The sequence below is a fragment of the Paenibacillus sp. N3/727 genome (genome assembly GCF_022637315.1).
Classification (GTDB): domain Bacteria; phylum Bacillota; class Bacilli; order Paenibacillales; family Paenibacillaceae; genus Paenibacillus_AQ; species Paenibacillus_AQ uliginis.
Genome location: NZ_CP093336.1, coordinates 4,001,490 through 4,024,122 on the forward strand (window position 1 = coordinate 4,001,490; position 22,633 = coordinate 4,024,122).

Consider the following 22,633-nt stretch of genomic DNA (forward strand, 5'->3'; position numbering starts at 1 on the left):
GAAGTTCTTGGTTTCTGACAATTTCTCAAAAAAATGATCCATAATTTAAGTTACCATATAGCACCTTTGATTTGGGGACATGATTTCTATCTCTTCTAGCAAATTTTGAACGAAAAAAAAGACTGCCATGACAAGCAGCCCGGTCTGATTCATATTGGTTTAATAGTTTTTTTCATTCCCTGTGTTTCCAGCGTATTTATGGGTATGTGGAATTGCTCCATTAACCGTAGTGTAGCCTTCAAAATGATGATAATGGCCCCCTTCCGGTAAAGGGAATGCAGGCCCTGTTGTACCCCTAATCGTATGCTTGTGCCCATCATTAAATGAAGTTAGGGCATAATAATTGTGGACATGCGGAACTCCGGTTGGTGCAGCCTCTGTAATACCGGCATAATGATGATAATGACCTACATCATACGAAGTATCACCGGAAAATGGATGAACATGAAGGTTAACAGGTCTACCGTCCCAGGAAGTAATAAACAGTTTATGAGAATGTTCATAATTAGTATCAGAATCGTTTAAACAGAACAAAACCTCCCTAGATCCCATATAAGATTCAATATATGTGAATTTAGAGAAGATGGTTCTATGTCATCATTTCAGCTCAAAAAAGCAATTCTTTTTTGTTAACATGATGACCTGATAAGGATCGATCAAACATTTCAAGAATGAAGAGGAACCTTTCGGCTTCGCGGAATACGTGGTCTGCCAACAACGGATGAATAATGCTCTTTATTCGGCACTGCTCAATCAAGTCAGCCGCTGTTTTCTTGAAATCGCGAAGGGACTTTACCGATACTTTGTTTTCATCGACAAATTGACTTAATAACGGAACAGTTTGTGATTGTGGTCGCATCGAGCTTAGATCTATAGCTTGAAACATCAATTGATCAAACTCATGACCGAACTCCCTAGCCTGCTCTACAAGCTTCCGCTCTGATGGGTCCAGCAAATGGCCTATAAATTTTGCATGGTCAGCCATGATTCTTAAGAAAAATACATTTTCGTCTATAATCGCATCATGCAGAGGCTCCAGTTGCCCACAATTCAGCTCATTAAGGCGGTTTCGAAAATAATTAGCTTCCCTGCTCACATGATCGACTAATAGCGGAAAATTGGTCCCCCCTGGAAGTTTGCATCGCAATATGAGACCGAGCACCTTTCTTTTAAACGCCCAAATATGGGTTGCTGCGTTTTGAACCTCGCAATTAAACTCCCTAATCGTGGAAGGATCCGTATTTAAAGAATATGCGTGGGATCTTCTCTCGATATCTTCGAAAGTGGCTTGAAATTGCATCGCCTCTGCAATAAGCTGGGTATCTTCGCATCTAAATCCTAATCGAAGAAACAGAGAATGCTCCTTCATGATTCTTGACCAAAACCGTATCTCGTCTAACGAGCGTGCCACGAAAGCATCTGTCAACCTCATCCCTCCTCCTGTAAATTTTATTTATCCTCATTTATTTGAAATATATGTAACATGCTTGTTTCAATATGCTGGAACTTGGGAATTAGGTATAACCCCACTATTTGATATATGGATTTTGACGGATCATCTGAATGAGGTTCATTGAGGAAGCTGACAATGTCTCGTTTTTTCGTGTACAAATGGCAATTGTATTTTTCAAATGGATCCCTTCAACATAAACGCGGGACAGCTCCCCACGTTCTACATATTCGCGTACAACCAATGATGAGACAAAGTTTGCACCGTATCCTGCAATAACAGCTGTGATCGCTTCATGCAGTCCGTTAAATTGCAAAGATATTGTAGGAACTGATGAATTGTATGTGCGACATAAAGATAGTAGTCTCTCCCGAGTTGAGCTACCTTCCTCACGCATGACAAAAGGTTCTTTCATCATTTCCGACAGAGTAACTTGCTGATTCGCATATCGGTGATTAGGTGCAACTACAAACCATAACTCGTCCTGAAACAATTCTTCTGTCAGAATCGTATCCGGATATTTCTCGGCTATCCCCCCATAAATAGCGATATCCACATCTACATTTAAAAGTTGCTTCAGCGCATCACTTGAATTGGTCGTAGTAATCATCATTTCAACCTGTTCATATTGTTGTTTGAACTTTGCGATCCATGCGGGTATCAGGAAGTGAGCGGGTAAATACGTTGCGGCTAATCTAATGCATCCTTTCGTACCATTACGATAATCCTGAGCGAATTGTTCGATTTGCTGTTCAACCGCGAAGAGTCTTTTTGCAAGTAAAGAAAGCTCTTCACCAGCATCTGTTAGTGCAATCCCTCTTCCTAGAGGTTTAAGCAGGGTGAGTAACAACTCTTTCTCAAATTTTTTAATTTGAGCGGTAATAGCTGGCTGACTTATATTTAACAATTCCGAAGCGCGTGTCACACTTCCAGTAGATGCGACCACATGAAATAAGCGTAATGCATGTAAATTCATTTATAAGCTCCCTTCGCTCCAAATATATATATTATATATATGAATCAACTATAAACATATATTATTTTTATGATTAATTCTCACATACAATACAGCTGAAGGTAAAAAATTAAAGAGGAGAAGTGATAAGTATGAATCAAACGAATACATGGGTGAAGGTTGATCAGTATATCACCGAGCGTCTGATTCCACATGATTCTGTACTGGAAAAAGTGTTATCCGCAAATCAACAGGCAGGGTTACCACCCTACGATGTTACACCAAGTCAAGGGAAGTTATTAAACTTATTAGCTCAAATGAAAGGCGCAAAACGAATTTTGGAGATTGGTACATTGGGGGGATTCAGTACAATCTGGTTGGCGAGAGCACTACCGTCTGATGGACAATTAGTGACATTGGAACTCAACCCAGTTCATGCTCAGGTAGCACAGGCGAATATATCCCTTGCTCAGCTAAGTGGTATTGTAGAACTTCGAGTAGGAGAGGCTTTAGATCAATTGGCTCAAATGGAAAGGGAGGGTGTAGAACCCTTTGATTTTATATTTATTGATGCTGACAAACCAAATAATCCAAACTATCTAAAATGGGCACTTCACCTCTCTCATCCTGGAACTGTTATTATTGGAGATAATGTCATTCGTGAAGGCGAGGTCATTAATGAAAATAATCAAGACCCCCGTGTCAAGGGAGTAAGGACGTTTTATGATCTGTTATCTGAGGAACCCAAGATTACGGCAACTGCCATTCAGACTGTTGGCAGTAAAGGTTATGATGGTTTTGTATTAGGTATTGTAAATAGCTAATACAATCTTCATCAGTAGCAAAAACCATCGTCTTCTGGTTTACAGAAGACGATGGTTTCATGAACACTGTTTTATCAACAAACGTAGATCGATCACCAGTACCGATTTTCGTATTGTCAAACGTTTTTCGACTTGCCTTTTGATGCTATGCTTGGTGAAGAATTTCACTGAAGCACTCCTGTCGGCAATCTGAAGTTACCGTCCTCGTCTGGTATAAACTCTACAATCTGGGTGACCGCATCTAAATTTAAAGGTCCATATATATGTGGAAAAAGCTTTCCTAACTCGTACAAATCTTCATATACGATGTTTGATTCAACCTTCTCTTCATCTATAAACATCAAGAAGAGTCCGGTTTGACCTTTGTATATAGAATTCGCAACGTCAACAACCTGATCCGGTTTGGAGCAGTGAATAAAGCCTTCCTTTTCTAAACTTGCTGGAGCGTACTCTCCATCCTGAAGGGTCTGCCTCCAAGCCGAATAACTCAAGATATGCATAATCATAGATTCGCCCACCTTTCATTCATATTAGTAAATCATACATTAACTTTAATAGGTCCGCTATATGAACCTCTCTCTAAAACTATCAATGAAACGCTGAGCACTTTTGGATAAATAATGGTCCTTGAGCCAGACAATCCCCACTTCGGATTGGAAGTCTGCATCTTCAATATCTAGCATCTGAACAACGCTGACGGGGTACGATGACATGACCGATTTAGGAAAGATCGTCGCTCCGATCCCGGTTGCTACAAGTGACATAATAATCGCCACACTCGAACATTCACAGATAATATTAGGCTGAAAGCCGTGACGCTTGCATTCATTCATGACCTGCTCATGCATACGTGTCGTCTTGTCCGTCTTCAGGGTCAGGAATGGAAAATGTGCAAGCTCCTTCATCTGTACGGTCTTTTTTCCGATCTGAGAAGTCCACGAACTTGGAATGACGGCTACATAAGGATCTGATGGAAGAGGAAGCACCTCACAATGATCAATATGTGTCAGTGCTTCAAAAGGAAGCCTGGCTACAACCAGTTCAATGACTCGTTTCTGCAGCAGCTCTCCCAAATAAATATGATCCCCCTCCAGAATCTTAAAGGTCACCTGCGGGTATGTTTCTCTAAACAGCTGGATGCGGTGCGGCAGCAATGATATACAGGATACCACGGATCCAAGTGAGAGAACTCCCCTTACACCTTCTTCTATCTCCTTGACTTCCTTAATGGTTTCATCGAACTGTGCCAGCAAAATCTCTGCTCTCTGCCTAAGAAGCTCCCCTGCTTCCGTCAGGTTTAGGCGTTTGGAGGTGCGGTCAAATAATCTGACGCCCAGCTCTTCTTCCATCAGCTTCAGCTGACGGCTAAGCGGTGGCTGCTCCATGTTCAACTGCTTGGCCGCACGGGTGACTTGACCTTCCCTGGCAATGGCAAGAAAATACTTCATTTGTCGCATGTCCATAACATTCACCTGTCCGCCCATACCTAAATGATATGATAATTAAACAAAATAGATACTTTAAATATACCTTCTGAAGTGATAGCATTCAATTAAGAATAAATATGTTAGGGAGCGATGGGAACAATGGCTAGATCAATAGATATCCAAACAACAACGAAGAAAAAACAAAAACCGCTTCAACATGAGTTAGGGTTCGGCATTCACTTTACAGATCACATGTTCATTATGGATTACACTGACGATCGAGGCTGGCATGAACCCCGGATCGTGCCTTATCAACCGATCGTACTGGACCCCGCTGCCAAAGTATTTCATTACGGCCAGACGATTTTTGAAGGATTGAAAGCATACAAAACCGCGGAAGGCAAGGTCCTTCTTTTCAGACCGGAAAGAAATATCCAGCGTCTAAACCGCTCGAATGAACGTCTGGGTGTGCCGGCATTGGATGAAGAGTTAGCTCTTGATGCATTGAAAAGCCTAATCGCCGTTGATCAAGAATGGATTCCTACGGAACCCGGAACCTCTTTATATATCCGTCCGTTTGTTATTGCAACGCAGCCGGCGCTTGGGGTTGATGCTTCAACCCATTATCAGTTCATCATCATCATGTCGCCAGTAGGCAACTACTACGCAGAAGGTGTGAACCCAGTTAAAATATTTGTAGAAAGTGAATATGTACGTGCGGTAAAAGGCGGAATTGGTGAAGCTAAGACCGCCGGTAACTATGCTGCCAGCTTGAAGGCACAAGAAGTTGCTAAGGAAAAGGGTTACTCCCAGGTTCTGTGGCTGGATGGTGTCCACCGTAAATATATCGAAGAGGTCGGCAGTATGAACGTCTTCTTCAAGATCAATGGAACCGTTCATACCCCTGCGCTAAATGGAAGTATCCTGGACGGCATTACCCGGAGCTCGATTATTCAGTTGCTACGGCATTGGGACATTCCCGTGGAAGAGAGTACGATGTCCATCGAAGACCTGTTCAACGATGCCAAGAGCGGCGCTCTGGAGGAAGCATTCGGGACAGGTACTGCAGCTGTCATTTCTCCAATCGGTGAACTTGACTGGCTTGATGAAAAACGTGTCATATCTGATGGTAAAACAGGTGAAATCTCCGGCAAGTTGTACGACACATTAACAGGCATTCAGCGCGGAATCATACCGGATCCGTTCGGCTGGATGGTAGAAGTAAATATCTAAATCGTAATAACAACAAGGTTCCTGGAGATGTTCATTCCTGGGAGCCTTGTTCTTTTTTATATTGTAGAAACTGGGTCTTCTGAAATCGGTAGCCTAATCGTGAAGACCGTTCCTTTCTCCAACTCACTTTGAACGGAAATCGAGCCTCCATGATCCTCCACGATTTTTTGGCACAAGGATAACCCAAGCCCTGTTCCTTCTTCTTTGGTTGTATAAAACGGATCAAAAATTTGATCGATATCTGCTTCGGCTATTCCCTTCCCTGTATCCGACACTTCAATTATTGCAGTCTTTCCCTCTATATGTAATGAGAAGTGGACATGACCTGTCGTCTCCATCGCCTGAAATGCGTTACGTATGAGGTTAATCATGACCTGGATGATTTTGTCCCTATCCATATAGACCATAGCCGAATCATCCAGAATATCCATCGTAAACGAATGACCGCGAGAGGCTGCTTCGGATTCACAAAGAGAAAAAACTCTGGTCATACAAGAACGTAAAGAGTCCGGCTTCATATTGCTCGCATGAGGTTTGGAAAACTGAAGAAACTCTGCCGTCAGCTCTCCGACCCGCGTTATTTCACCCATTATGACTTCATACCATGGCTCAATGTTGTAATTTTGAATTTTGGAGAGCTGGACAAACCCTTTAATCGCTGTTAATGGATTGCGGATTTCATGGGCCATACCAGCCGCTAATTCGCCAACCGTTTTCATTTTAGCGGAGCGCATGAATTCTTCCTGGGTTTTTAGCCAGCTTTCTCTGCGCATTTGGAATATCCTTTCTTCGGCCATGCTGATGATTTCTTGAAATGTTGATGCTTCTTGGGGGAATTTAGTTACGCTGTAGGTGATCTGTATGCCGAGTTCATCAAAAGGCATTAAATCCCTTACCCTGTCAGTAGATGGTAGAAGAATTGCAAACCGATCTCCTGCATATCGGGCGGAACCAAGCATGTTCGTGAAGTGGTTTTGTATAGAGCGTGAAAAATGAATAAGAATCTCATTTGCTGTGGCTATATCTTTGGCATTCAATGATTTGAAGTTGTTAATATCGAGCAGTACAAGCTGAAAGTTAGTCCTGTTATCGGTAAGCTCTTGAACGGTTTTCATGTAGCCTTCGTAATTCAGAAAACCGGTAAGCGAATCATGATTAATGAGGTAATCGTTCTGCTTCGTTAAAGTTCTTTTCTCAGCTTCAATACGGATCATAATATGGAATGTCATAATGATTACAAACGATGATATGATATCAAAAATCGATACGAGCAAGTTATATTCATCTAATGGCGTGTAGGAAAGTCGAATGATAGAGTATTGCAGGACTAACAGAAAGCCCACGGGCATCGTCTCTTTAAACTTCTCTTTGTCCTGGATTAGATTAATAATCACGATGTAGTAAAGCAGTATACACCAATTTAAATTGCTAACGAGATGAAATGCGCCTAAAAAGATAAACTGAAATGCTTTTAGTCTCGGGTATTTACGATCTAGAGCCAAACTTATTGATAATGACAAACCTGTAAAAATCATCAGTCCCAAACTCGCATCTTTCCCTAATGAAATCGATGAGACGATAATAAATAGGGATATAAAAGGAACAAACAGGAGTTTGATAATATTAATAGACAATCGAAATCACTCCCACACTCAACTTACAAATGTTACTAATCATTCACTTCCATATGTTATAACATAAATAGGTGTTCTGAACAGTTAAATTACAAAAAGCCGCGATAAATACGCTGAATTTCTCAATCAGTAATGATCCAGAGAAAACTTTAATCCATATGGGTATTGGCACAGGTACATCTATCCTTACCGTCATACTATACCCAAGATAAACACACAACTTAACGAGAAGGAGCTGTTGTAATGGCTGGTCTTGGAGGAGTAACAGGCGGAGCTGAAACAGGATACGTAAGAGGTGAAAAAGGTGTTCCTGATGTTCACATGAAAACAGAATGGGGTGGGCATTCCCATATGGCCGGCCCTGGGCATCACATGACTGGACATGGATATGGTCACGTCCATCACGAGCACATGCATGGTCACATGCATGGTCACATGCATGGTCACGTCCATCACGAGCACATGCATGGTCACATCCATGGTCACATGCATGGTCACGTCCATCACGGTCACATGCATGGTCATGGTTGTGTACCTGCCCCAGTCCATGTGCCTGTTGTTAAAAAAGGTGTCGCTCCAGAGCTGATTCTGTTTATTTTACTCGTAATCGTTATTCGGTGTTTTCACTAAACATAGGCTTGATTAGACTAAAGACTGCATCGTAGTCAAGTGACTTCAATGCAGTCTTTATTTTCATAAGAATTGTTATTTACACACACCACCTGATAATGAGAAAATGATATGTACTTTACATGTTCAACGGGAAAGGAAATGAGAATGGCACAGTTATATTTCAAATATGGAGCAATGAACAGCGGAAAATCGATTGAAATTTTGAAAGTCGCACACAACTATGAGGAACAAAACAAACCGGTCCTGATCTTCACTTCCGCCATAGATAACCGCGATGAAGTTGGATATGTCTCTTCCCGGATTGGCCTTAGAAGACAAGCTACTCCGATCATGGAGAATACCGATATATACGGAATTGTAAGCAGTCACGAACCTAAGCCTTACTGTGTTCTTGTCGATGAATGTCAATTCTTAAGCAAGGACAGTATCCTGCAGCTGGTTCGTATTGTCGATGAGCTGGATGTCCCGGTTATGGGTTTCGGACTCAAGAACGACTTTCAGAATGAGCTCTTTGAAGGAAGCCGCTTCATGCTGTCATATGCAGATAAAATCGAAGAAATGAAAACGATCTGCTGGTTTTGTGAACGTAAAGCGATTATGAACCTTCGGGTAAAAGACGGAAAGCCAGTCTACACCGGAGAGCAGATCGTCATTGGAGGGAACGACACCTACTTCCCCGTCTGCCGCAAATGTCACACCAATCCCCCACTATAATTAAAGGAGACACAACCAACGTCATGCCAATTGTCAGACCTCTGATTACAGACCAGGATTTTCAGGAAGCAGCGGATCTCCAATACAAAATTCGAATATTTAAAGATAATCATCTCATTGATTCCGGCACGATCGTTATCCGGTTTACGAATGAGACGATTATTACACAATCCGGTATCAGCTCTCTCGGTTACCATAAACGTGAAGAGTGCGAGTTTTTTGAGATTCGGAAATAAATCAATCTAAAACATGAAGCCCTTTGCTTAGGTTATACCTGTAAAGGGCTTTTTGTTGGATTTAAATGATTAAAATTTGTATGACTCTGACTCTCTTCATAATAAAAAAGCATCCCATGCGTTCTGACACATGAGATGCTTTCTGTAGTCTAATTCGTCTAATGAATATCTTTCTTCACGATGCTGCCGCCAAGTACATCCGCAACATTTTGAATCGAAATAAATGCGTTCTTATCAATTTCCTGAACGACGGTTTTCAGCTTGGAAACTTCAAGTCTGTTGACTACACAGTAAATCATTTGAGTCTCTTCCTTGGAGTAACCTCCTCTGCCATACAGCAGAGTCGTGCTTCGTCCCAGGCGGTCGTTAATCGCATCTGAAATATCCTCATAATCATTGGAGATAATTGTAACGGATTTGGACTCGTCCAAACCTTCAACAACAATGTCCATAACTTTTGCGGCGATGTAATAGGTGAAAATGGAGAACATCGCTGAATCGGCACCGAAGACGAAGCCAGCCACAATAAAAATAAATACGTTGATGAACATAACGATCTGGCCAACAGGTATACGCAATTTTTTGGAGAGAAGAATTGCAACGATTTCCGTGCCGTCAAGCGCCCCGCCGTAACGGATTACCAGCCCTACCCCAAATCCAAGTATCAGTCCGCCGAAGAGAACGGCCAATATTTTTTCATTCGTAAAAGGCTCAACATCATGAAGCAGCCCCGTTGTAACCGATAGGACGATAATGCCGTACAGCGTGGATAAGGCAAACGTTTTGCCAATTTGCTTGTAACCAATAAACAGAAAAGGTAAGTTGAACAAGAAAAGGAACAATCCAAGTGCTATTGGAGTAACTTTGGATAAAACGATAGAAATACCAGTTATCCCTCCATCAATAATGGTGTTAGGGACGAGGAATACTTCGAGAGCGACGGCCATCATGACAGCTCCGAGTGTGATGAAAATGATACGTTTGATGATCTCGCCGACAGATAGCTTTCGGTGTTTTTTGGACATTCAGAGAACCCCTTCGGTGTAGAATATTATCGCTTTGGCGATAATTGTCGAAAATTTACTTTATAATAATATAGGAATTCTAAGCAATGTACAAATATTGTTGCCTAATATCAACATTCTTTCCTGTACAACTTGAAAAAATCACCCATAATTAATATCTTCTAACAACTGCTCGTCGAACCTACCGTTTGCTCAGATGCGGTCAAATGGGTTAATATGATATAATAAAATTCATTGATTTTTTACATAAAACGACTACATAAGTTTAATTCAGTTTATCAAATCAAAACATTATTCAAATAAACAGATAACCATAGGGGAGATCGTACTTATTATGTTAGATTGGATTGAGCAAGTTTTAGCGTTCATGAAAAATATCGATATGAATCAGGTAGAATCCTGGCTTCACAAATATTCCAGTCTGGGCCCCTTGCCGGGCATATTATTTCCCTTCATTGAGGCATTTCTTCCGATTCTGCCACTCATCGTCATTGTAATGGGTAACGCAGCCGCCTATGGCTTATGGTTGGGATTCCTGTTCTCATGGATCGGCGTATGCGCCGGCTCTATTACTGTATTTTGGCTGGCACGTAAACTGGGAGGAAAGCTCGGACTGTACATCCAAAAGCGAATGCCGGGAACACAGCGCTTCTTTCACTGGATTGAGGAAAAGGGTTTTACGCCGATATTCATACTCTACTGCTTTCCCTTTACCCCATCAGCGCTCATCAATGTGGCCTCCGGAATTAGTACCGTATCCATAAGAACATTCATCATTGCCGTTATGGCAGGAAAGTCGGTCATGATTTTTATGGTCGCTTTTATCGGTCATGATTGGCAGGGATTCATTCATCAACCGTGGCGTTTACTTATTGCCATTGGCGTCCTTTGGCTGCTGTGGTTCGCAGGCAAAAAGATGGAGAACCGCTACCATCATGCCTAACACAAATACTTTTATACATTAAAAAACCGCCATATCGGCGGTTTTTTGTTCTTCTATTCCAAATCAACAAATTCATCGGGATGAGAACGGATATATTGAGCAAGCCTTTGATGAATTACCTCAGTATGTTTTTGAAGCCTATCATAGTAATCGCTAAATGAGTTCAGAAGTTCAAGGTTCTCAGCCATATCCGAACGGGAAACTTCAAAGCTCTCCAAGCTCACGGAATAACCTCTAGCTGTCAGAAAGCTTTCGATTTCTTCCAAAAGCTCGGCAGCCTTGTCATCTCCATGAACCCGAAAACTGCTTTTCAAAGCCAACCATCTCGGTGGCTGGGCAAGGAAATATGCGCTCCACCAAAATAATTCCTCCGGCGAGTGATGTACGTGATTATAATACACGCGAAAGATAAACAACTGCTGCTGCCCCTCTGATAGACCCTCGTAGAAAGTACGCTCATCCCCTCCACGCATACGAACTTCCTTGAAAGCTTGAATTAACGGTTCAAAACACGTTGTTCCGAGAGACATCTCATCCAGACTATTGAATTCATGACGGTTCAATTGGACCATTGACAATATATCAGCTCCTTCAGCGTTATTATATCGCCAACGATCCAGTAAATGTCAATAAACTTTTTTTAACGTGTGATCCTTCTAATTTGCACCTCTATCCTTACTGTTCTTATATTCCTTCTCAAGTGCAGGGCCAAGGTCATCATGCGTGCTTTGATTCCACAGTGGTACACCTGAGCGGTAAGCGGCTCTCCCATTCAGATGACCTGCAACCGGTGCCGTGATGAATACAAAGATAATACCTAGCAGAAGCTTCGCGCTAACATGGTCTACATAGAACATAAAGTACAGAAACGCACCTGTTAGTATTAAGAGAACGCCCAGCGTCGAGCTTTTTGTCGCCGCATGCGATCTCAAATACACATCAGGCAGACGGATTAAGCCAAATGCGCTCACAGCGCTTATCAACGCACCGATCAGCACAAATAGGCCGATCAACAGTTCTCCAACTTCACTCATCGTTACTCCGTTCAATGACATCACCTCTTTCAATAAATCTTGCCAAGGCTGTAGAGCCTATAAATGTCAGAATACCAATCAGCAATATGATGTCAAAATACGCTTCTGTCCGAAATAGCATCGAAAGAACAGCGATCATAGACAGTAAAATAATTCCGATCGTATCCAGCGCCATAATCCGATCATTCATGGAAGGCCCTTTGATCAAGCGATATAAACATCCGAGCATAGCAAGCGACAATATAACCAGAGAAGCGATAAGCATGTTATTAAGCATTACCTTGTCACCTCCAAAATTGCTTTTTCAAAGGTATCCTTGATCTGCCGAACAACCTCGCCCTTATCCTCTATATCCATGGCGTGAATATATAATGTCCGTTTGTCATGGGACACTTCCATGGTCAGTGTGCCAGGGGTCAGACATATCAGACAAGACAACACGGTGATCTCCCAATCACTTTTCAACTCCGTCTCATATGCAAAAATACCCGGGCGTATATTCAGCCTCGGTCTAATAACTTGACCGAGCACGGTAATGCTCGACTTAAACAGCTCTTTCAGAAACAGGAAGAGCAGTGCAATAACTGCCCATAACTTCCGCAAATAAAAATCATGCGGCCAGAATCGGTTCAATAGTCCAATGAGGATAGCACCGATCAGATATCCAAGGATGAATCGCTGGGGAGACCAGTCCGAATAAAGAAACATCCAGACGAAGGCGATGATTAGATTTAATACAATTTGAAGGCCCATCTCCACTACTCCTTTAATACGGCTTCAATGTATATTGACGGATTGGTTAGAACCTCAGCCGCCTGTCCGGCGAAGGAATAAATCCATTCCGAACCGACACCAAGTCCAATAACCAATACTAATAGACTGATTGCAGATACATAAGCCGAACTATGCCATTTTTTCTTTTCCCGAACAGGTAGCATGTGATCTTCCCGCCAGAATGCTCCTATAAATACACGCATTAAGGAGTACAACACAATCAGGCTTGAAGCTACCGCAACCGCCGTCAACAGGAATTCACCTTCACTCAGACCGCCGCGAACCATTAGAACTTTACCTGGAAAACCGCTAAGGGGCGGAATGCCGACCAGCGCTAAGGCTAGAATGAAAAACATCCATCCCAAAAGTGGGTAACGTTTAATTAATCCGCCCATCTCGTTCAGCTTGTTCGTACCAGCAGCGGAGATGATCATTCCTCCCAGAATGAACATCAGCGCTTTTGCAATCATGTCATGAATGAGATAAAGCACTGCACCGTCAAGCGAATCCTTCGTTGCCACTGCCAAACCGAAAGCAATAAATCCGACACTGATGACCACATTATAGTTAAGAATCCGGTGAATATCCTTGTACGCCACAGCTCCAAGCCCACCCAGAATCATTGTAGCCATTGCCATCCAAGCAATGATATTGTGCGTGAAGTCTTGATCGTGATAAAAGATGAGCGTAAACGTGCGGATGATCGCGTACAGCCCTACTTTCGTCAGCAGTGCACCGAATAACGCAGTTACAGCTGCGGGGGGAACACTATAGGACCCCGGCAGCCAGAAGAACAGGAACAGCCCTGCTTTCAATGAGAATACGATCAAAAACATGATGGCGATCACACTCAGTAAGCCGCCTTGTCCTGCTTCTGCAACACGAACGGATAGATGGGCCATATTCAGTGTACCGACCACACCGTAAAGATAAGCCATGGCAGCAACAAACAGTGCAGACGATATGATGTTGATCAAAATGTATTTTAGCGTCTCTCGAAGCTGTCGTTTGGTACCTCCCAGAACGATCAGCGCATAGGAAGATATAAGCATGACTTCAAAGCAAACAAACAAATTAAACAGATCACCGGTCAGAAATGAACCGATAACACCCGCTAATAGAAATTGAAAAAACGGATAGAAGTAATACTTCTCTCTCTGCTCGCCAATCGTGCGAAAAGCGTATAGGAGACATCCTGCCGCCACAATAAGTGTTGTCAGCACAAGCAGCACCGCAAACATATCCGCCACGAACACGATGCCGTAAGGCGGCAACCAGCCACCCATATATAACGTCTGGATCCCCTTCTCCTGAACCTGATCCATAATGAGCACAACTGATACCCCATTAAGGAAGACACTGATCAGGCTTATCCATCGCTGCACCTTCACTCTTTTGGACAGGAAAATGAGGATAACTGCTGTGAGCAATGGAATCAGGAGCGGAAGAACGATCAGATTATTCATCCTCTTCCCCCCTCAATTCTTCCATATCATCAGTCCCGAGCCGCTGATACGCTTTATAAGCAAGTACGAAAAAGAACGACGTCACGCCGAAGCTGATAACAATGGACGTCAAAATAAGCGCCTGAGGGAGCGGATCAACATACGATTCCGCCTGTTCCCCAAGCAGCGGTGCTGCACCTGTCTTAAGCTTGGCCGTTGTCAGCAGCAGCAAGTTAACCCCGTGTGAAATTAGAGAAGTTCCCAAAATAATGCGAAGCAGGCTTTTGGAGAGAATCAAGTATACCCCAACAGCAAACAAAACACCGATCGCAAGTGACATATATAATTCCATGGCTAGTTGTCCCTCCCAATTGAATAAATGATCGTCATGGTGACCCCTACAACTGCCAAATATACACCCATATCGAACAGCAAAGCGGTAGCAAGCTCAGTATCTCCCAGCAGCGGCAGTTCAAAATGCCCGAAAGCATGACTGAGGAACGGCATGTCAAACAGGAAGGATCCCATACCTGTAAAATACGCCAAAAGAAGGCCTATAGCCGTGACCGTTCTGAAGTTTACCGGAATCATTTTCTGGCTTACATTCATACCAAAGGCCATCGAAAGTAGCACCAACGCTGAGGAAGTCATTAATCCCCCGACGAAGCCTCCACCTGTGCTGTTGTGTCCGGCAAGGAATAAATAAAGAGCAAACGTCAAGACAATAAAGATGACCACTTTCGAGATCGTTTTCAGTATTACGTCGTTGCTTTTCGGTAAGAGGATATCCTGTCTCATCTCCCGTTGCCCCAGAATAGCATCACCTGGATCGATCTTGATCATGGCATAGATACCCAAAGCTGCAATACATAACACCGTGATTTCTAGCATCGTATCAAATCCACGGAAATCTACTAGAATGACGTTGACGACATTTTTACCTCCAGCTGACGTATAGCTTTCTTTCAAGAAGAAGTCTGAAATAGGTTCAAACATTCTGCCGCTGGTTGCTCCCAAAGCAATGAGTGTCACCACAACGCCTACACCGATCGAGATTAGCGCATTGGTCCATTTGAATCTCAGCGGAACATGCTCCTTCTTGAGTTTCGGCAGATGATAGAAGCAGAGCAGGAACAGCATGACGGAGACAGTCTCCACAACCATCTGTGTAAGAGCCAAATCGGGAGCCCGAAACAATACAAAGAACAATGTGACCATATAGCCTGACATTCCTGTCAAAATAATGGCAACTAGACGTGAGTGGACAAATGGAAGCGCAAGAACCGATATCACAAGCACGATAATGACGATCGATTCGTAGAACGATATCGGAGCGTATTGTGAAATATTAATCTTGATCCCATCCGAATACACCATGGCATATCCTAAAAGTAAGATCATGAACCCAAAAATATAAATCATGTAGTGCCGAATAGACCCGGTCATATAGCTACCTGTCAGCTTTTTCCCTCCCTGTTCAAGAGAAGTTAGTCCCCGGTCGTAAATCCGGTTAAACGTAACTCGGTTGAATAATGGGCGATTGAGCACACGAAGTCTTCCATAAAGCTTGTACAGAATCGTCCCCAGCACGATAATGCCTATCGTCATAAAAATCTCAGTTGTCCACCCGTGCCAGAACTCGATCTTCACCATGAATTTTTCACCTGGTGCGAGCATATCTGGCAAAATGGCAGCCATCGCCGGTTCAATAAGTGAGTAGGATAGCAGGTTCGGGAACAATCCGAATACAACGGCAAGTGATGCCAAAATCACTGGCGGTATCAGCATTCCAAGCGGCGCCTCATGTGGCTTCTTTTCCAACTTAGCCGGTTGCAGTTTGCCTGTGAAAGTCTTGAACACCAAAATCATGCTGTACAGGAATGTAAATACGCTCGCGATCCAAGCCACAACAGGAATGAGCACGCCCCAAGTCTGTACATTCCAGAAATCCATTTCCGTTGCATGGAGAACGGCCGTAAAGAACATTTCTTTACTCAAAAATCCGTTGAACGGTGGTAACCCGGCCATGGAGAAAGCCCCAATAGCAGCCACCGTAAATGTGATTGGCATCAGTGCCATCAGACCACCAAGCTTCCGGATATCACGCGTTCCGGTTTCGTGGTCGACAATACCAACCACCATAAACAGCGCACCTTTAAAGGTGGCATGGTTTATCAAGTGAAAAATAGCGGCTGTCGTTGCTTTAGTGTAAATCAGAGATTCGGGACTCCCGGAATAAAAAGCGGCAGCCGAGCCAAGCCCGAGCAAACTCATAATCAGACCGAGCTGGCTTATCGTTGAAAACGCAAGCAGTGCCTTTAGATCAGTCTGCTTAATGGCCCGGATGGATCCGTAAATCAACGTAGTAAGGCCGACAGTTGTAACTAGCCAGAACCATTCCGCCTGCCCGGCAAACACCGGACTAAAGCGAGCAACCAAATAAAGCCCTGCTTTAACCATTGTTGCCGAGTGAAGATAGGCGCTGACTGGAGTCGGTGCTTCCATCGCATCCGGCAGCCAAATATGAAACGGAAACTGGGCCGATTTCGTAAAGGCGCCAAGCAGAATCAAAATCATGGCGGGGATAAATAATGTATGATCTGTCATTTCAGGAACCTGACCAATGATCTCCCTTACGCTCATGCTTCCGGACATAATAGAAACCATCAGGAAGCCAGTAAACATGGCAAGACCGCCGAATACTGTAATGAGCATCGATTTCAGAGCTCCGTATCTTGATCGTTCACGGGAATACCAGAAAGCAATCAGCAGAAAGGATGAAACGCTAGTCAACTCCCAAAAGCCGTAAAGAACCATCACATTATCGGACAAAACGACACCAAGCATCGCACCCATGAACAGAAGCAGGTATACATAAAACCGATGAATCGCTTCCTTGTTCTTATCCATATAAAAGACGGAATATAGAATGACTAACAAGCCGATTCCAGTAATCATCAGGGCGAACAAAAGGCTGAGCCCATCCAGATATACCGTAAAATTGATGCCCAGGGAAGGTATCCACGGTAAGCTTGAGAACACTCCCTCACCTTCCTGTACAGAAGGAATTCTGCTTAGGAAATAAACAAATAAGATGACCGGTACAGGAAGGACAAACCATCCTGTGTGAATACGTTTCGTAAACTTGTAAATAAGAGGTACCAGAACGGCAAAAATAATAGGTGCCATAATGGCGGCATGAAGCAGCGACAAGTTGATTCCTCCTTAACCCAAATATGTTAATCTTTCCTCAGTATTGCCAATCCAATATTCGTAAGACCAAAAAAACGCAAAAAGAGCCTGCTGTTGGCAGGCTCCTCCGGTTATTTCCATATGTAATTATTAGCTTATAAGTAAACACATCACAAACTGTGAATCAGTATAGCCCATAAATAACGCTTTTGTCAAAGGCAATGTGAATAAAAATACACAAAATGGGCATCACTCTTAAGTGAGGAGTGATTAGAATGATCGTCCGAAAGATTACAGTATGCTGTGTTTTGTTTGCTTTTCTTGTGCTGGGAGCCGCTGTGCTGAACAGGCATGTCAGCCGGGTACACTACCCAGAACCCAAGTATGCACCACACAGTCCCAAGTATAATATAAACACAATCAGCGCAAAGGAAACGGATCTAGATCTAGGAGCCCAATCCTTTGGTCCACGTGAATACATCCGAATTATTCAACGTCCGGCTGACTAATTATCCCCGAACACAAACATACCGAGGGAGAAATATACAGCCGTCCAGAGAAAAGCTGCTGAATAGGAATATATGGCGAATCTCGGATATGACATTCCCTTCATCCCAATGACATAGGGAGTCAGTGTCCGAAAGTCAGGCACAAATCTTTGCAATTCATTTTGGTGTTATCAGTTTATAAAATCAGGCATATTCCGGGAACCTGCTTGAGCCAAGTCTTCATTTCCGACTTTGGTCCAGTTATTTACTGGACCGTGCGATCTTTATAGGCGCCCATAAGATAAAAAAACCGTCAGCTATGCGCTGACGATTTTTATCACATTACTATTCATTGTTATAAACTTTTAAAGGCTTCAATGAATCCGGATGGGTCTTCCTTGACAGTATAAGAATAAACTCCAAGCTTCGTATGCAGGTATAAAAATCCCCCTACATCCCCCATCTGACGGAAAGACAGGTCAAACACATCTACGATGGGAAATTCACGATAATGGGTTACAATCTTATCGCGATATAAATATAACGTCCGATGATCCTCATACATCACTTGTTCCGTACTTCCAACTTCCCTTTGAATCTTATAATAGGGCTGTACAGCCAACCACTCCATATCCGCCCTCCCTATAGTTAGTTTGAGAATAGGTCGATCCATGTTCTTACCTAACATATACTAATCAGGTGCATAATATCATAGCAATCGACTGCAAAACAACTTTCAGACATTCTCATATAACAAAAACGGCTTGCCATCCTTTTACAGGACAGCAGCCGTCTTAACATGCGCTCAAACTTATGCTTTCATCGATCTTTCAGCGGCATCAACCGTATGTTTCAGCAGTGTGGCAATCGTAACAGGTCCTACTCCGCCCGGAACTGGGGTAATTGCACTAGCATGCGGGAAGCAAGCTTCATAATCGCAATCTCCGATATTTCCTTCGTTGTAACCAGCATCCATAATGACAGCACCTGGTTTAATCCAATCTCCCTGTATGAAGTTCGGTTTTCCAACCGCTGCCACCACGATATCACCTTGGGACACCAGTTGATCCAAATTTTGTGTTCTGGAATGGCAAATTGTTACCGTTGCATTCCGGTTCAGAAGCATCATAGATACCGGTTTGCCGAGGATAGGACTTCTCCCAACGACAACCGCATGTTTTCCTTCAATCGGAATGTGGTAAGCATCCATAATTGCCATAATCGCTGCAGGCGTGCAGGAAGGAAATAGAGCCTGACCAAACGCATTTTGAGCAAAACCGAGCATTGTTACACCATCTACGTCTTTTTCAATCGATATCGCTTCAAACGCGGCCCGCTCATCAATGTGATGCGGCACAGGATGCTGCAGCAAAATCCCGTGCACAGAAGGGTCGTTATTCAGCTCTTTTATTACATGGATTAACTGTTCAGTAGAAGTCATCTGATCCAATACCACACGCTTGGAGTCAATCCCCAGCCTCTTGCATGCGTTGCCCTTCATACGGACATACGTTTCCGAAGCAGGGTCATCTCCGACCAGTACCGTCGCCAGGCAAGGTGTTGTCCCTTCCTGAACCAACTTTTCCACACGCTCTTTCAATGCTTCTTTAATGCTGTTCGCCACTTGATTGCCATCCAAAATCAACGTTTCCTTGCTCATGTGATCAGCCCTTTCGACAATTTATGTTTATAGAAACACAAAGAGGTAAGGAGATCCTATGGAATCTCCTTACCTCTGCCCAGGCGTACGGCTGTTATCTATGTGCTCCCTCATGGTATTCCATGTTACGCCAGTTACACATAGTGACTTTTTCTTAATATATCACGTTTTGCTGAGGGGCGCACCTTTAATTGCAGATGAATTTTTAACCTTTTTTTCGCTTGCCAAGCCGTTCCATAACTTCCAGCGCCGCTACAAACAAAACGAACAAAATGAACAAAGAAATAGATCTTCCATAGTCAATCAGTCCGAACTGTGGCGCAACCGCTGCGGTAATTCCAACGATAACGATGCCCAGCACAGAAAATTTCCAACCTTTAAGCATAATGAATGGCTCCTCGCTGCTTCACTTCCTGATTCGTCCATTATACTATGCGTAGGGATGAAAATTACATATCTCTTTTGAACCTATGCCTAAGTTGATCAACACATCACGTCAAACATGCGATACTCTAATTCACACCGCTTCACTAATCGAATCTCGCATAGATTTGGGAAGACTCTTAAATACCAGTTCGTAGGAGTGATCAATCATGTCCTGCAAATCTGATATCGTTAAGGAGCCGTCACAGATGACCGTATTCCAATGTTTCTTGTTCAGATGATAGCCGGGCTGAACAGCAGCATGCTGTTCCCGAAGATTCTCAGCGATTACCGGATCACACTTTAATGCTATATGGGTAAACCCGTTCTCTTCAGATTTGGAGATCAGCGCATACATTTTACCCCCGACCTTTATAACGAGCGGAGCTGGACCGAACGGGTAGTCTTCTACAGCTCCTTTTTTGGTTAGACAGTATGTTATTAGATGGCTATGCATGAGATTTCTCTCCTTCATCCTTCATTTTACCTAAATATAACATGTACAAAGGATCCAGAAAACCTAGCTATACTACGGCGCTGTCAACCGACAGTAAACCGAGCTGCCGAAGTCCATGCATAATGCCGTCCTGATCGACATCCTTTGTTACATATCTGGCTACTTCCTTGACTACAGAATCCGCGTTCCCCATTGCCACACCATGGCCGACGAACTGCAGCATTTCCAGATCGTTCAGATTGTCTCCGAAAGCAATAACCTCTTCCCGCTTATAATATCCGAGATGTTGAATAAACTTCTCGATTCCAGCTGCTTTGGAACCCCCGGTCGGAATTACGTCAACGGCCACTTCATCCCACCGCACAAGTCGGAGCAGATCATTATATTCCACGATATATGCTGACTCTTCCTCTTCAGTACAAAATAGAGCCGCCTGATAAATATGTCTGCCCAAATAGTAGTCGGGATCACATTCCGGTATAGGTAATTTATGTGGGGCATAGCTGGCTTCAACGCGCTTATGGTAAGTCACATTCATTTTCGTATTTTCTTCACTAGTGTAAATGATCGGCTGGCCGATGCTTACAGCATACTCTTTAAGTGAATGTAGAACCTCTGTCGGAATTGGATTGCTATAAACCAACTTTCCCTTATAAACAACATACTGACCGTTTAAGCTGACATAAGAATCGATACCTAGCTCTTCCCGTAGCTCCTTGAACAGAAACGGTGGCCGTCCTGTCGCAATCGCAACCTCGTGTCCGTTTGCTGTTAATTCTTGAATCGCTTCCTTTGTTGACAAGGGTACCTTTTTATCATGGTCCAATAGAGTCCCGTCTATATCAAAAAAAACTAGTTTTTTGTTCATACTTATTTCCTCCTCATGATTTCGGTCACTTATCAAGCATAATTCATGAAAAGCATTTCAGGTCAAGGAAACATGCTAACCATTTTTCAGAATCTTTTGCATAAAATGTACAAATTTGTGATAATGCACTAAAGCCCTTAAGAAAGGACATAACGATATGAGCAAAGGTCTTATTGTAATTCTCATAATCATGGTCGTGTTCAGCTTGGCTTCGATCAGCCTGTTTTTACGTAAAAGTCTGAAAGAAGTACGATCCCGCTCAAGGTTAAATATTACCCGTAGGTTACGGGATGCTCCTTCACCACCTGATCTGGTCAGAGTAGACAGCCCAGCGGTAGATCTGGCTAACAAACTGAAACAATCGATTCCCGTAAGCTTCAAAGATGCATTAAGACAGAGAATGATGTCTGAGCATCCAGGCATCTCCGAACGTGAGTACGAATGGCGATGGCTTGAGCTACAACGGTTCTTCATTCTTTGTGCTGTTCTTGATCAAGTGCCCATGTTCAGTAAGGCGGTAGATGAGTTGTGGCATGAGATGCTGATGTATACACAGGAATACCAACGATTCTCAGAACGTTTTCTTGGAAGAATGCTTCATCACATCCCTAATGCTGCTGAAGCGGTACCTATACCCGGGGAAAGAGCATGGTTTGACCTCGTTTATGTTGAACTGTTTGGATGGACGCCACAAAGTGCTCTGCTATGGGGACCATTCTTTCGAAATCCTGTACCAAGAAATGAGATGGAGCCGTATCAGTACAAGTCAGGCTCCCTACCAGCAGATAGAAGATTCAACGCTTGGACGTATGAGCATTCCAGTGAAGCCCACAAGGCTATCGATGCGGTACTAACAGGATTACAGGAGCGGATTGATACCTCAATTAGACGTCCGGTCAATCAACACAAAGTGAATTACCATCATCCCGAGATCCTGCTTGCATCCGCTGTCTTTTTTTCATGGAATGATCCAGATGATTTTACACGTCATATGGTTCCAGATGCCGAAATGATCAAGAAAGATGGAGCAGCTGTATACTCCGGTACTGCGTGCACTTCCGCCAATGATGACCGGCATGATCATGACAGCAATACTTCAGGCTGCGACGGAGGTTCCTCCTGCAGTGGCGGTTCATCCTGCAGCAGCTGCGGAGGCGGATGCAGCAGTTAAGCTAATCAAGTCACCTTTCATAAAGGCCTCATAATTGACCAGCTGCT

General features: G+C 43.4%; 27 protein-coding genes and 1 riboswitch. Of the genes, 8 read left to right on the plus strand and 19 right to left on the minus strand.

Annotated elements, in window-relative coordinates:
* Nucleotides 1-159: 159 nt before the first annotated feature.
* The 3 genes from MNQ98_RS18285 to MNQ98_RS18295 form a co-directional block, all read right to left on the minus strand.
* On the minus strand, nt 160-534 hold the full coding sequence (locus MNQ98_RS18285; RefSeq protein WP_241929542.1) for a YmaF family protein: 375 nt from the start codon (nt 532-534) through the stop codon (nt 160-162).
* A 73-nt stretch (nt 535-607) separates the two neighbouring features.
* Nucleotides 608-1,369: a DUF2935 domain-containing protein gene (locus tag MNQ98_RS18290; RefSeq protein ID WP_481856775.1), complete on the minus strand. Its 762-nt coding sequence runs from the start codon at nt 1,367-1,369 to the stop codon at nt 608-610.
* A 160-nt stretch (nt 1,370-1,529) separates the two neighbouring features.
* Nucleotides 1,530-2,426 carry a LysR family transcriptional regulator gene (locus MNQ98_RS18295; RefSeq protein WP_241929544.1) on the minus strand — a complete coding sequence of 299 codons (897 nt, stop codon included), beginning with the start codon at nt 2,424-2,426 and terminating at the stop codon, nt 1,530-1,532.
* A 131-nt stretch (nt 2,427-2,557) separates the two neighbouring features.
* Between MNQ98_RS18295 and MNQ98_RS18300 the strand changes: the two genes are divergently transcribed.
* Nucleotides 2,558-3,229 (plus strand): O-methyltransferase, encoded by a 672-nt coding sequence (locus MNQ98_RS18300; RefSeq protein WP_241929545.1) that lies wholly within the window; start codon nt 2,558-2,560, stop codon nt 3,227-3,229.
* Between the two features lie 164 nt (nt 3,230-3,393).
* On the opposite strand, the gene MNQ98_RS18305 is transcribed toward MNQ98_RS18300, so the two are convergent.
* On the minus strand, nt 3,394-3,735 hold the full coding sequence (locus MNQ98_RS18305) for a DUF952 domain-containing protein (RefSeq protein WP_241929546.1): 342 nt from the start codon (nt 3,733-3,735) through the stop codon (nt 3,394-3,396).
* Between the two features lie 57 nt (nt 3,736-3,792).
* Entirely contained in the window at nt 3,793-4,692 is a 900-nt protein-coding gene (locus tag MNQ98_RS18310; RefSeq protein WP_241929547.1) for a LysR family transcriptional regulator, read from the minus strand.
* A 123-nt stretch (nt 4,693-4,815) separates the two neighbouring features.
* Here MNQ98_RS18310 and MNQ98_RS18315 point away from each other — a divergent pair, with 123 nt between their 5' ends.
* Nucleotides 4,816-5,889 carry a branched-chain amino acid aminotransferase gene (locus tag MNQ98_RS18315; protein WP_241929548.1) on the plus strand — a complete coding sequence of 358 codons (1,074 nt, stop codon included), beginning with the start codon at nt 4,816-4,818 and terminating at the stop codon, nt 5,887-5,889.
* A gap of 56 nt (nt 5,890-5,945) precedes the next feature.
* On the opposite strand, the gene MNQ98_RS18320 is transcribed toward MNQ98_RS18315, so the two are convergent.
* On the minus strand, nt 5,946-7,523 hold the full coding sequence (locus tag MNQ98_RS18320; protein WP_241929549.1) for a sensor histidine kinase: 1,578 nt from the start codon (nt 7,521-7,523) through the stop codon (nt 5,946-5,948).
* Between the two features lie 243 nt (nt 7,524-7,766).
* On the opposite strand from MNQ98_RS18320, the gene MNQ98_RS18325 reads away from it, so the two are divergent.
* The 3 genes from MNQ98_RS18325 (at nt 7,767) to MNQ98_RS18335 (ending at nt 9,106) form a co-directional block, all read left to right on the plus strand.
* Nucleotides 7,767-8,153, plus strand: a complete 387-nt coding sequence (locus MNQ98_RS18325; protein ID WP_241929550.1) for a hypothetical protein — start codon at nt 7,767-7,769, stop codon at nt 8,151-8,153.
* A 147-nt stretch (nt 8,154-8,300) separates the two neighbouring features.
* Nucleotides 8,301-8,870, plus strand: coding sequence for a thymidine kinase (locus tag MNQ98_RS18330; protein ID WP_241929551.1), 570 nt, complete (start codon nt 8,301-8,303; stop codon nt 8,868-8,870).
* A 23-nt stretch (nt 8,871-8,893) separates the two neighbouring features.
* Complete coding sequence (locus tag MNQ98_RS18335; RefSeq protein WP_241929552.1) at nt 8,894-9,106, plus strand: hypothetical protein; 213 nt, start codon at nt 8,894-8,896, stop codon at nt 9,104-9,106.
* Between the two features lie 158 nt (nt 9,107-9,264).
* Here MNQ98_RS18335 and MNQ98_RS18340 read toward each other — a convergent pair whose 3' ends face one another.
* Entirely contained in the window at nt 9,265-10,131 is an 867-nt protein-coding gene (locus MNQ98_RS18340) for a YitT family protein (protein WP_208919284.1), read from the minus strand.
* A gap of 334 nt (nt 10,132-10,465) precedes the next feature.
* Between MNQ98_RS18340 and MNQ98_RS18345 the strand changes: the two genes are divergently transcribed.
* The gene (locus MNQ98_RS18345; protein WP_241929553.1) at nt 10,466-11,074 is read left to right on the plus strand and encodes a TVP38/TMEM64 family protein; all 609 of its coding nucleotides are present in this window, start codon (nt 10,466-10,468) and stop codon (nt 11,072-11,074) included.
* Between the two features lie 53 nt (nt 11,075-11,127).
* Here the strand turns inward: MNQ98_RS18345 and MNQ98_RS18350 are convergent, their stop codons facing one another.
* The 7 genes from MNQ98_RS18350 to MNQ98_RS18380 all read right to left on the minus strand — a co-directional run bounded on the left by MNQ98_RS18350 (nt 11,128) and on the right by MNQ98_RS18380 (nt 17,540).
* On the minus strand, nt 11,128-11,652 hold the full coding sequence (locus MNQ98_RS18350) for a hypothetical protein (protein WP_241929554.1): 525 nt from the start codon (nt 11,650-11,652) through the stop codon (nt 11,128-11,130).
* A gap of 78 nt (nt 11,653-11,730) precedes the next feature.
* Nucleotides 11,731-12,108, minus strand: a complete 378-nt coding sequence (gene mnhG / locus MNQ98_RS18355; RefSeq protein WP_241933967.1) for a monovalent cation/H(+) antiporter subunit G — start codon at nt 12,106-12,108, stop codon at nt 11,731-11,733.
* Nucleotides 12,101-12,385 (minus strand): Na(+)/H(+) antiporter subunit F1, encoded by a 285-nt coding sequence (locus MNQ98_RS18360; protein ID WP_241929555.1) that lies wholly within the window; start codon nt 12,383-12,385, stop codon nt 12,101-12,103. Before MNQ98_RS18360 ends, mnhG begins: the two co-directional genes overlap by 8 nt.
* A complete protein-coding gene (locus MNQ98_RS18365; protein WP_241929556.1) occupies nt 12,385-12,861 on the minus strand; it encodes a Na+/H+ antiporter subunit E in 477 nt (158 codons plus the stop codon). Before MNQ98_RS18365 ends, MNQ98_RS18360 begins: the two co-directional genes overlap by 1 nt.
* 5 nt (nt 12,862-12,866) lie before the next feature.
* Complete coding sequence (locus tag MNQ98_RS18370) at nt 12,867-14,348, minus strand: Na+/H+ antiporter subunit D (protein WP_241929557.1); 1,482 nt, start codon at nt 14,346-14,348, stop codon at nt 12,867-12,869.
* Complete coding sequence (locus tag MNQ98_RS18375; RefSeq protein WP_241929558.1) at nt 14,341-14,679, minus strand: Na(+)/H(+) antiporter subunit C; 339 nt, start codon at nt 14,677-14,679, stop codon at nt 14,341-14,343. Before MNQ98_RS18375 ends, MNQ98_RS18370 begins: the two co-directional genes overlap by 8 nt.
* Nucleotides 14,680-14,681: 2 nt before the next feature.
* A complete protein-coding gene (locus tag MNQ98_RS18380) occupies nt 14,682-17,540 on the minus strand; it encodes a Na+/H+ antiporter subunit A (RefSeq protein ID WP_241929559.1) in 2,859 nt (952 codons plus the stop codon).
* Between the two features lie 254 nt (nt 17,541-17,794).
* Between MNQ98_RS18380 and MNQ98_RS18385 the strand changes: the two genes are divergently transcribed.
* A complete protein-coding gene (locus tag MNQ98_RS18385) occupies nt 17,795-18,028 on the plus strand; it encodes a hypothetical protein (protein WP_241929560.1) in 234 nt (77 codons plus the stop codon).
* Nucleotides 18,029-18,362: 334 nt separating this feature from the next.
* Here MNQ98_RS18385 and MNQ98_RS18390 read toward each other — a convergent pair whose 3' ends face one another.
* From MNQ98_RS18390 to MNQ98_RS18410, 5 genes are all read right to left on the minus strand, one after another.
* Nucleotides 18,363-18,638: a hypothetical protein gene (locus tag MNQ98_RS18390; RefSeq protein WP_241929561.1), complete on the minus strand. Its 276-nt coding sequence runs from the start codon at nt 18,636-18,638 to the stop codon at nt 18,363-18,365.
* A 180-nt stretch (nt 18,639-18,818) separates the two neighbouring features.
* Nucleotides 18,819-19,667 (minus strand): bifunctional 5,10-methylenetetrahydrofolate dehydrogenase/5,10-methenyltetrahydrofolate cyclohydrolase, encoded by an 849-nt coding sequence (locus tag MNQ98_RS18395; protein WP_241929562.1) that lies wholly within the window; start codon nt 19,665-19,667, stop codon nt 18,819-18,821.
* Between the two features lie 70 nt (nt 19,668-19,737).
* A riboswitch (ZMP/ZTP riboswitch) is annotated at nt 19,738-19,815 on the minus strand.
* A gap of 57 nt (nt 19,816-19,872) precedes the next feature.
* Nucleotides 19,873-20,052 carry a hypothetical protein gene (locus tag MNQ98_RS18400; protein ID WP_241929563.1) on the minus strand — a complete coding sequence of 60 codons (180 nt, stop codon included), beginning with the start codon at nt 20,050-20,052 and terminating at the stop codon, nt 19,873-19,875.
* Between the two features lie 132 nt (nt 20,053-20,184).
* The gene (locus tag MNQ98_RS18405; protein ID WP_241929564.1) at nt 20,185-20,547 is read right to left on the minus strand and encodes an MmcQ/YjbR family DNA-binding protein; all 363 of its coding nucleotides are present in this window, start codon (nt 20,545-20,547) and stop codon (nt 20,185-20,187) included.
* Nucleotides 20,548-20,614: 67 nt separating this feature from the next.
* Entirely contained in the window at nt 20,615-21,415 is an 801-nt protein-coding gene (locus tag MNQ98_RS18410; protein WP_241929565.1) for a Cof-type HAD-IIB family hydrolase, read from the minus strand.
* Between the two features lie 157 nt (nt 21,416-21,572).
* Between MNQ98_RS18410 and MNQ98_RS18415 the strand changes: the two genes are divergently transcribed.
* Nucleotides 21,573-22,586, plus strand: a complete 1,014-nt coding sequence (locus tag MNQ98_RS18415) for a glycine-rich domain-containing protein (RefSeq protein WP_241929566.1) — start codon at nt 21,573-21,575, stop codon at nt 22,584-22,586.
* Nucleotides 22,587-22,633 lie beyond the last annotated feature (47 nt).

What these genes read in the sequence shown, in the direction of transcription:
- MNQ98_RS18290 (WP_481856775.1), bottom strand. Translation starts at nt 1,369, where the DNA reads ATGAAGGAGCATTCTCTGTTTCTTCGATTAGGATTTAGATGCGAAGAT.
- MNQ98_RS18295 (WP_241929544.1), bottom strand. Translation starts at nt 2,426, where the DNA reads ATGAATTTACATGCATTACGCTTATTTCATGTGGTCGCATCTACTGGA.
- MNQ98_RS18300 (WP_241929545.1), top strand. Translation starts at nt 2,558, where the DNA reads ATGAATCAAACGAATACATGGGTGAAGGTTGATCAGTATATCACCGAG.
- MNQ98_RS18305 (WP_241929546.1), bottom strand. Translation starts at nt 3,735, where the DNA reads ATGATTATGCATATCTTGAGTTATTCGGCTTGGAGGCAGACCCTTCAG.
- MNQ98_RS18310 (WP_241929547.1), bottom strand. Translation starts at nt 4,692, where the DNA reads ATGGACATGCGACAAATGAAGTATTTTCTTGCCATTGCCAGGGAAGGT.
- MNQ98_RS18315 (WP_241929548.1), top strand. Translation starts at nt 4,816, where the DNA reads ATGGCTAGATCAATAGATATCCAAACAACAACGAAGAAAAAACAAAAA.
- MNQ98_RS18325 (WP_241929550.1), top strand. Translation starts at nt 7,767, where the DNA reads ATGGCTGGTCTTGGAGGAGTAACAGGCGGAGCTGAAACAGGATACGTA.
- MNQ98_RS18330 (WP_241929551.1), top strand. Translation starts at nt 8,301, where the DNA reads ATGGCACAGTTATATTTCAAATATGGAGCAATGAACAGCGGAAAATCG.
- MNQ98_RS18335 (WP_241929552.1), top strand. Translation starts at nt 8,894, where the DNA reads ATGCCAATTGTCAGACCTCTGATTACAGACCAGGATTTTCAGGAAGCA.
- MNQ98_RS18340 (WP_208919284.1), bottom strand. Translation starts at nt 10,131, where the DNA reads ATGTCCAAAAAACACCGAAAGCTATCTGTCGGCGAGATCATCAAACGT.
- MNQ98_RS18345 (WP_241929553.1), top strand. Translation starts at nt 10,466, where the DNA reads ATGTTAGATTGGATTGAGCAAGTTTTAGCGTTCATGAAAAATATCGAT.
- mnhG (WP_241933967.1), bottom strand. Translation starts at nt 12,108, where the DNA reads ATGAGTGAAGTTGGAGAACTGTTGATCGGCCTATTTGTGCTGATCGGT.
- MNQ98_RS18360 (WP_241929555.1), bottom strand. Translation starts at nt 12,385, where the DNA reads ATGCTTAATAACATGCTTATCGCTTCTCTGGTTATATTGTCGCTTGCT.
- MNQ98_RS18365 (WP_241929556.1), bottom strand. Translation starts at nt 12,861, where the DNA reads ATGGGCCTTCAAATTGTATTAAATCTAATCATCGCCTTCGTCTGGATG.
- MNQ98_RS18370 (WP_241929557.1), bottom strand. Translation starts at nt 14,348, where the DNA reads ATGAATAATCTGATCGTTCTTCCGCTCCTGATTCCATTGCTCACAGCA.
- MNQ98_RS18375 (WP_241929558.1), bottom strand. Translation starts at nt 14,679, where the DNA reads ATGGAATTATATATGTCACTTGCGATCGGTGTTTTGTTTGCTGTTGGG.
- MNQ98_RS18385 (WP_241929560.1), top strand. Translation starts at nt 17,795, where the DNA reads ATGATCGTCCGAAAGATTACAGTATGCTGTGTTTTGTTTGCTTTTCTT.
- MNQ98_RS18390 (WP_241929561.1), bottom strand. Translation starts at nt 18,638, where the DNA reads ATGGAGTGGTTGGCTGTACAGCCCTATTATAAGATTCAAAGGGAAGTT.
- MNQ98_RS18395 (WP_241929562.1), bottom strand. Translation starts at nt 19,667, where the DNA reads ATGAGCAAGGAAACGTTGATTTTGGATGGCAATCAAGTGGCGAACAGC.
- MNQ98_RS18400 (WP_241929563.1), bottom strand. Translation starts at nt 20,052, where the DNA reads ATGCTTAAAGGTTGGAAATTTTCTGTGCTGGGCATCGTTATCGTTGGA.
- MNQ98_RS18405 (WP_241929564.1), bottom strand. Translation starts at nt 20,547, where the DNA reads ATGCATAGCCATCTAATAACATACTGTCTAACCAAAAAAGGAGCTGTA.
- MNQ98_RS18410 (WP_241929565.1), bottom strand. Translation starts at nt 21,415, where the DNA reads ATGAACAAAAAACTAGTTTTTTTTGATATAGACGGGACTCTATTGGAC.
- MNQ98_RS18415 (WP_241929566.1), top strand. Translation starts at nt 21,573, where the DNA reads ATGAGCAAAGGTCTTATTGTAATTCTCATAATCATGGTCGTGTTCAGC.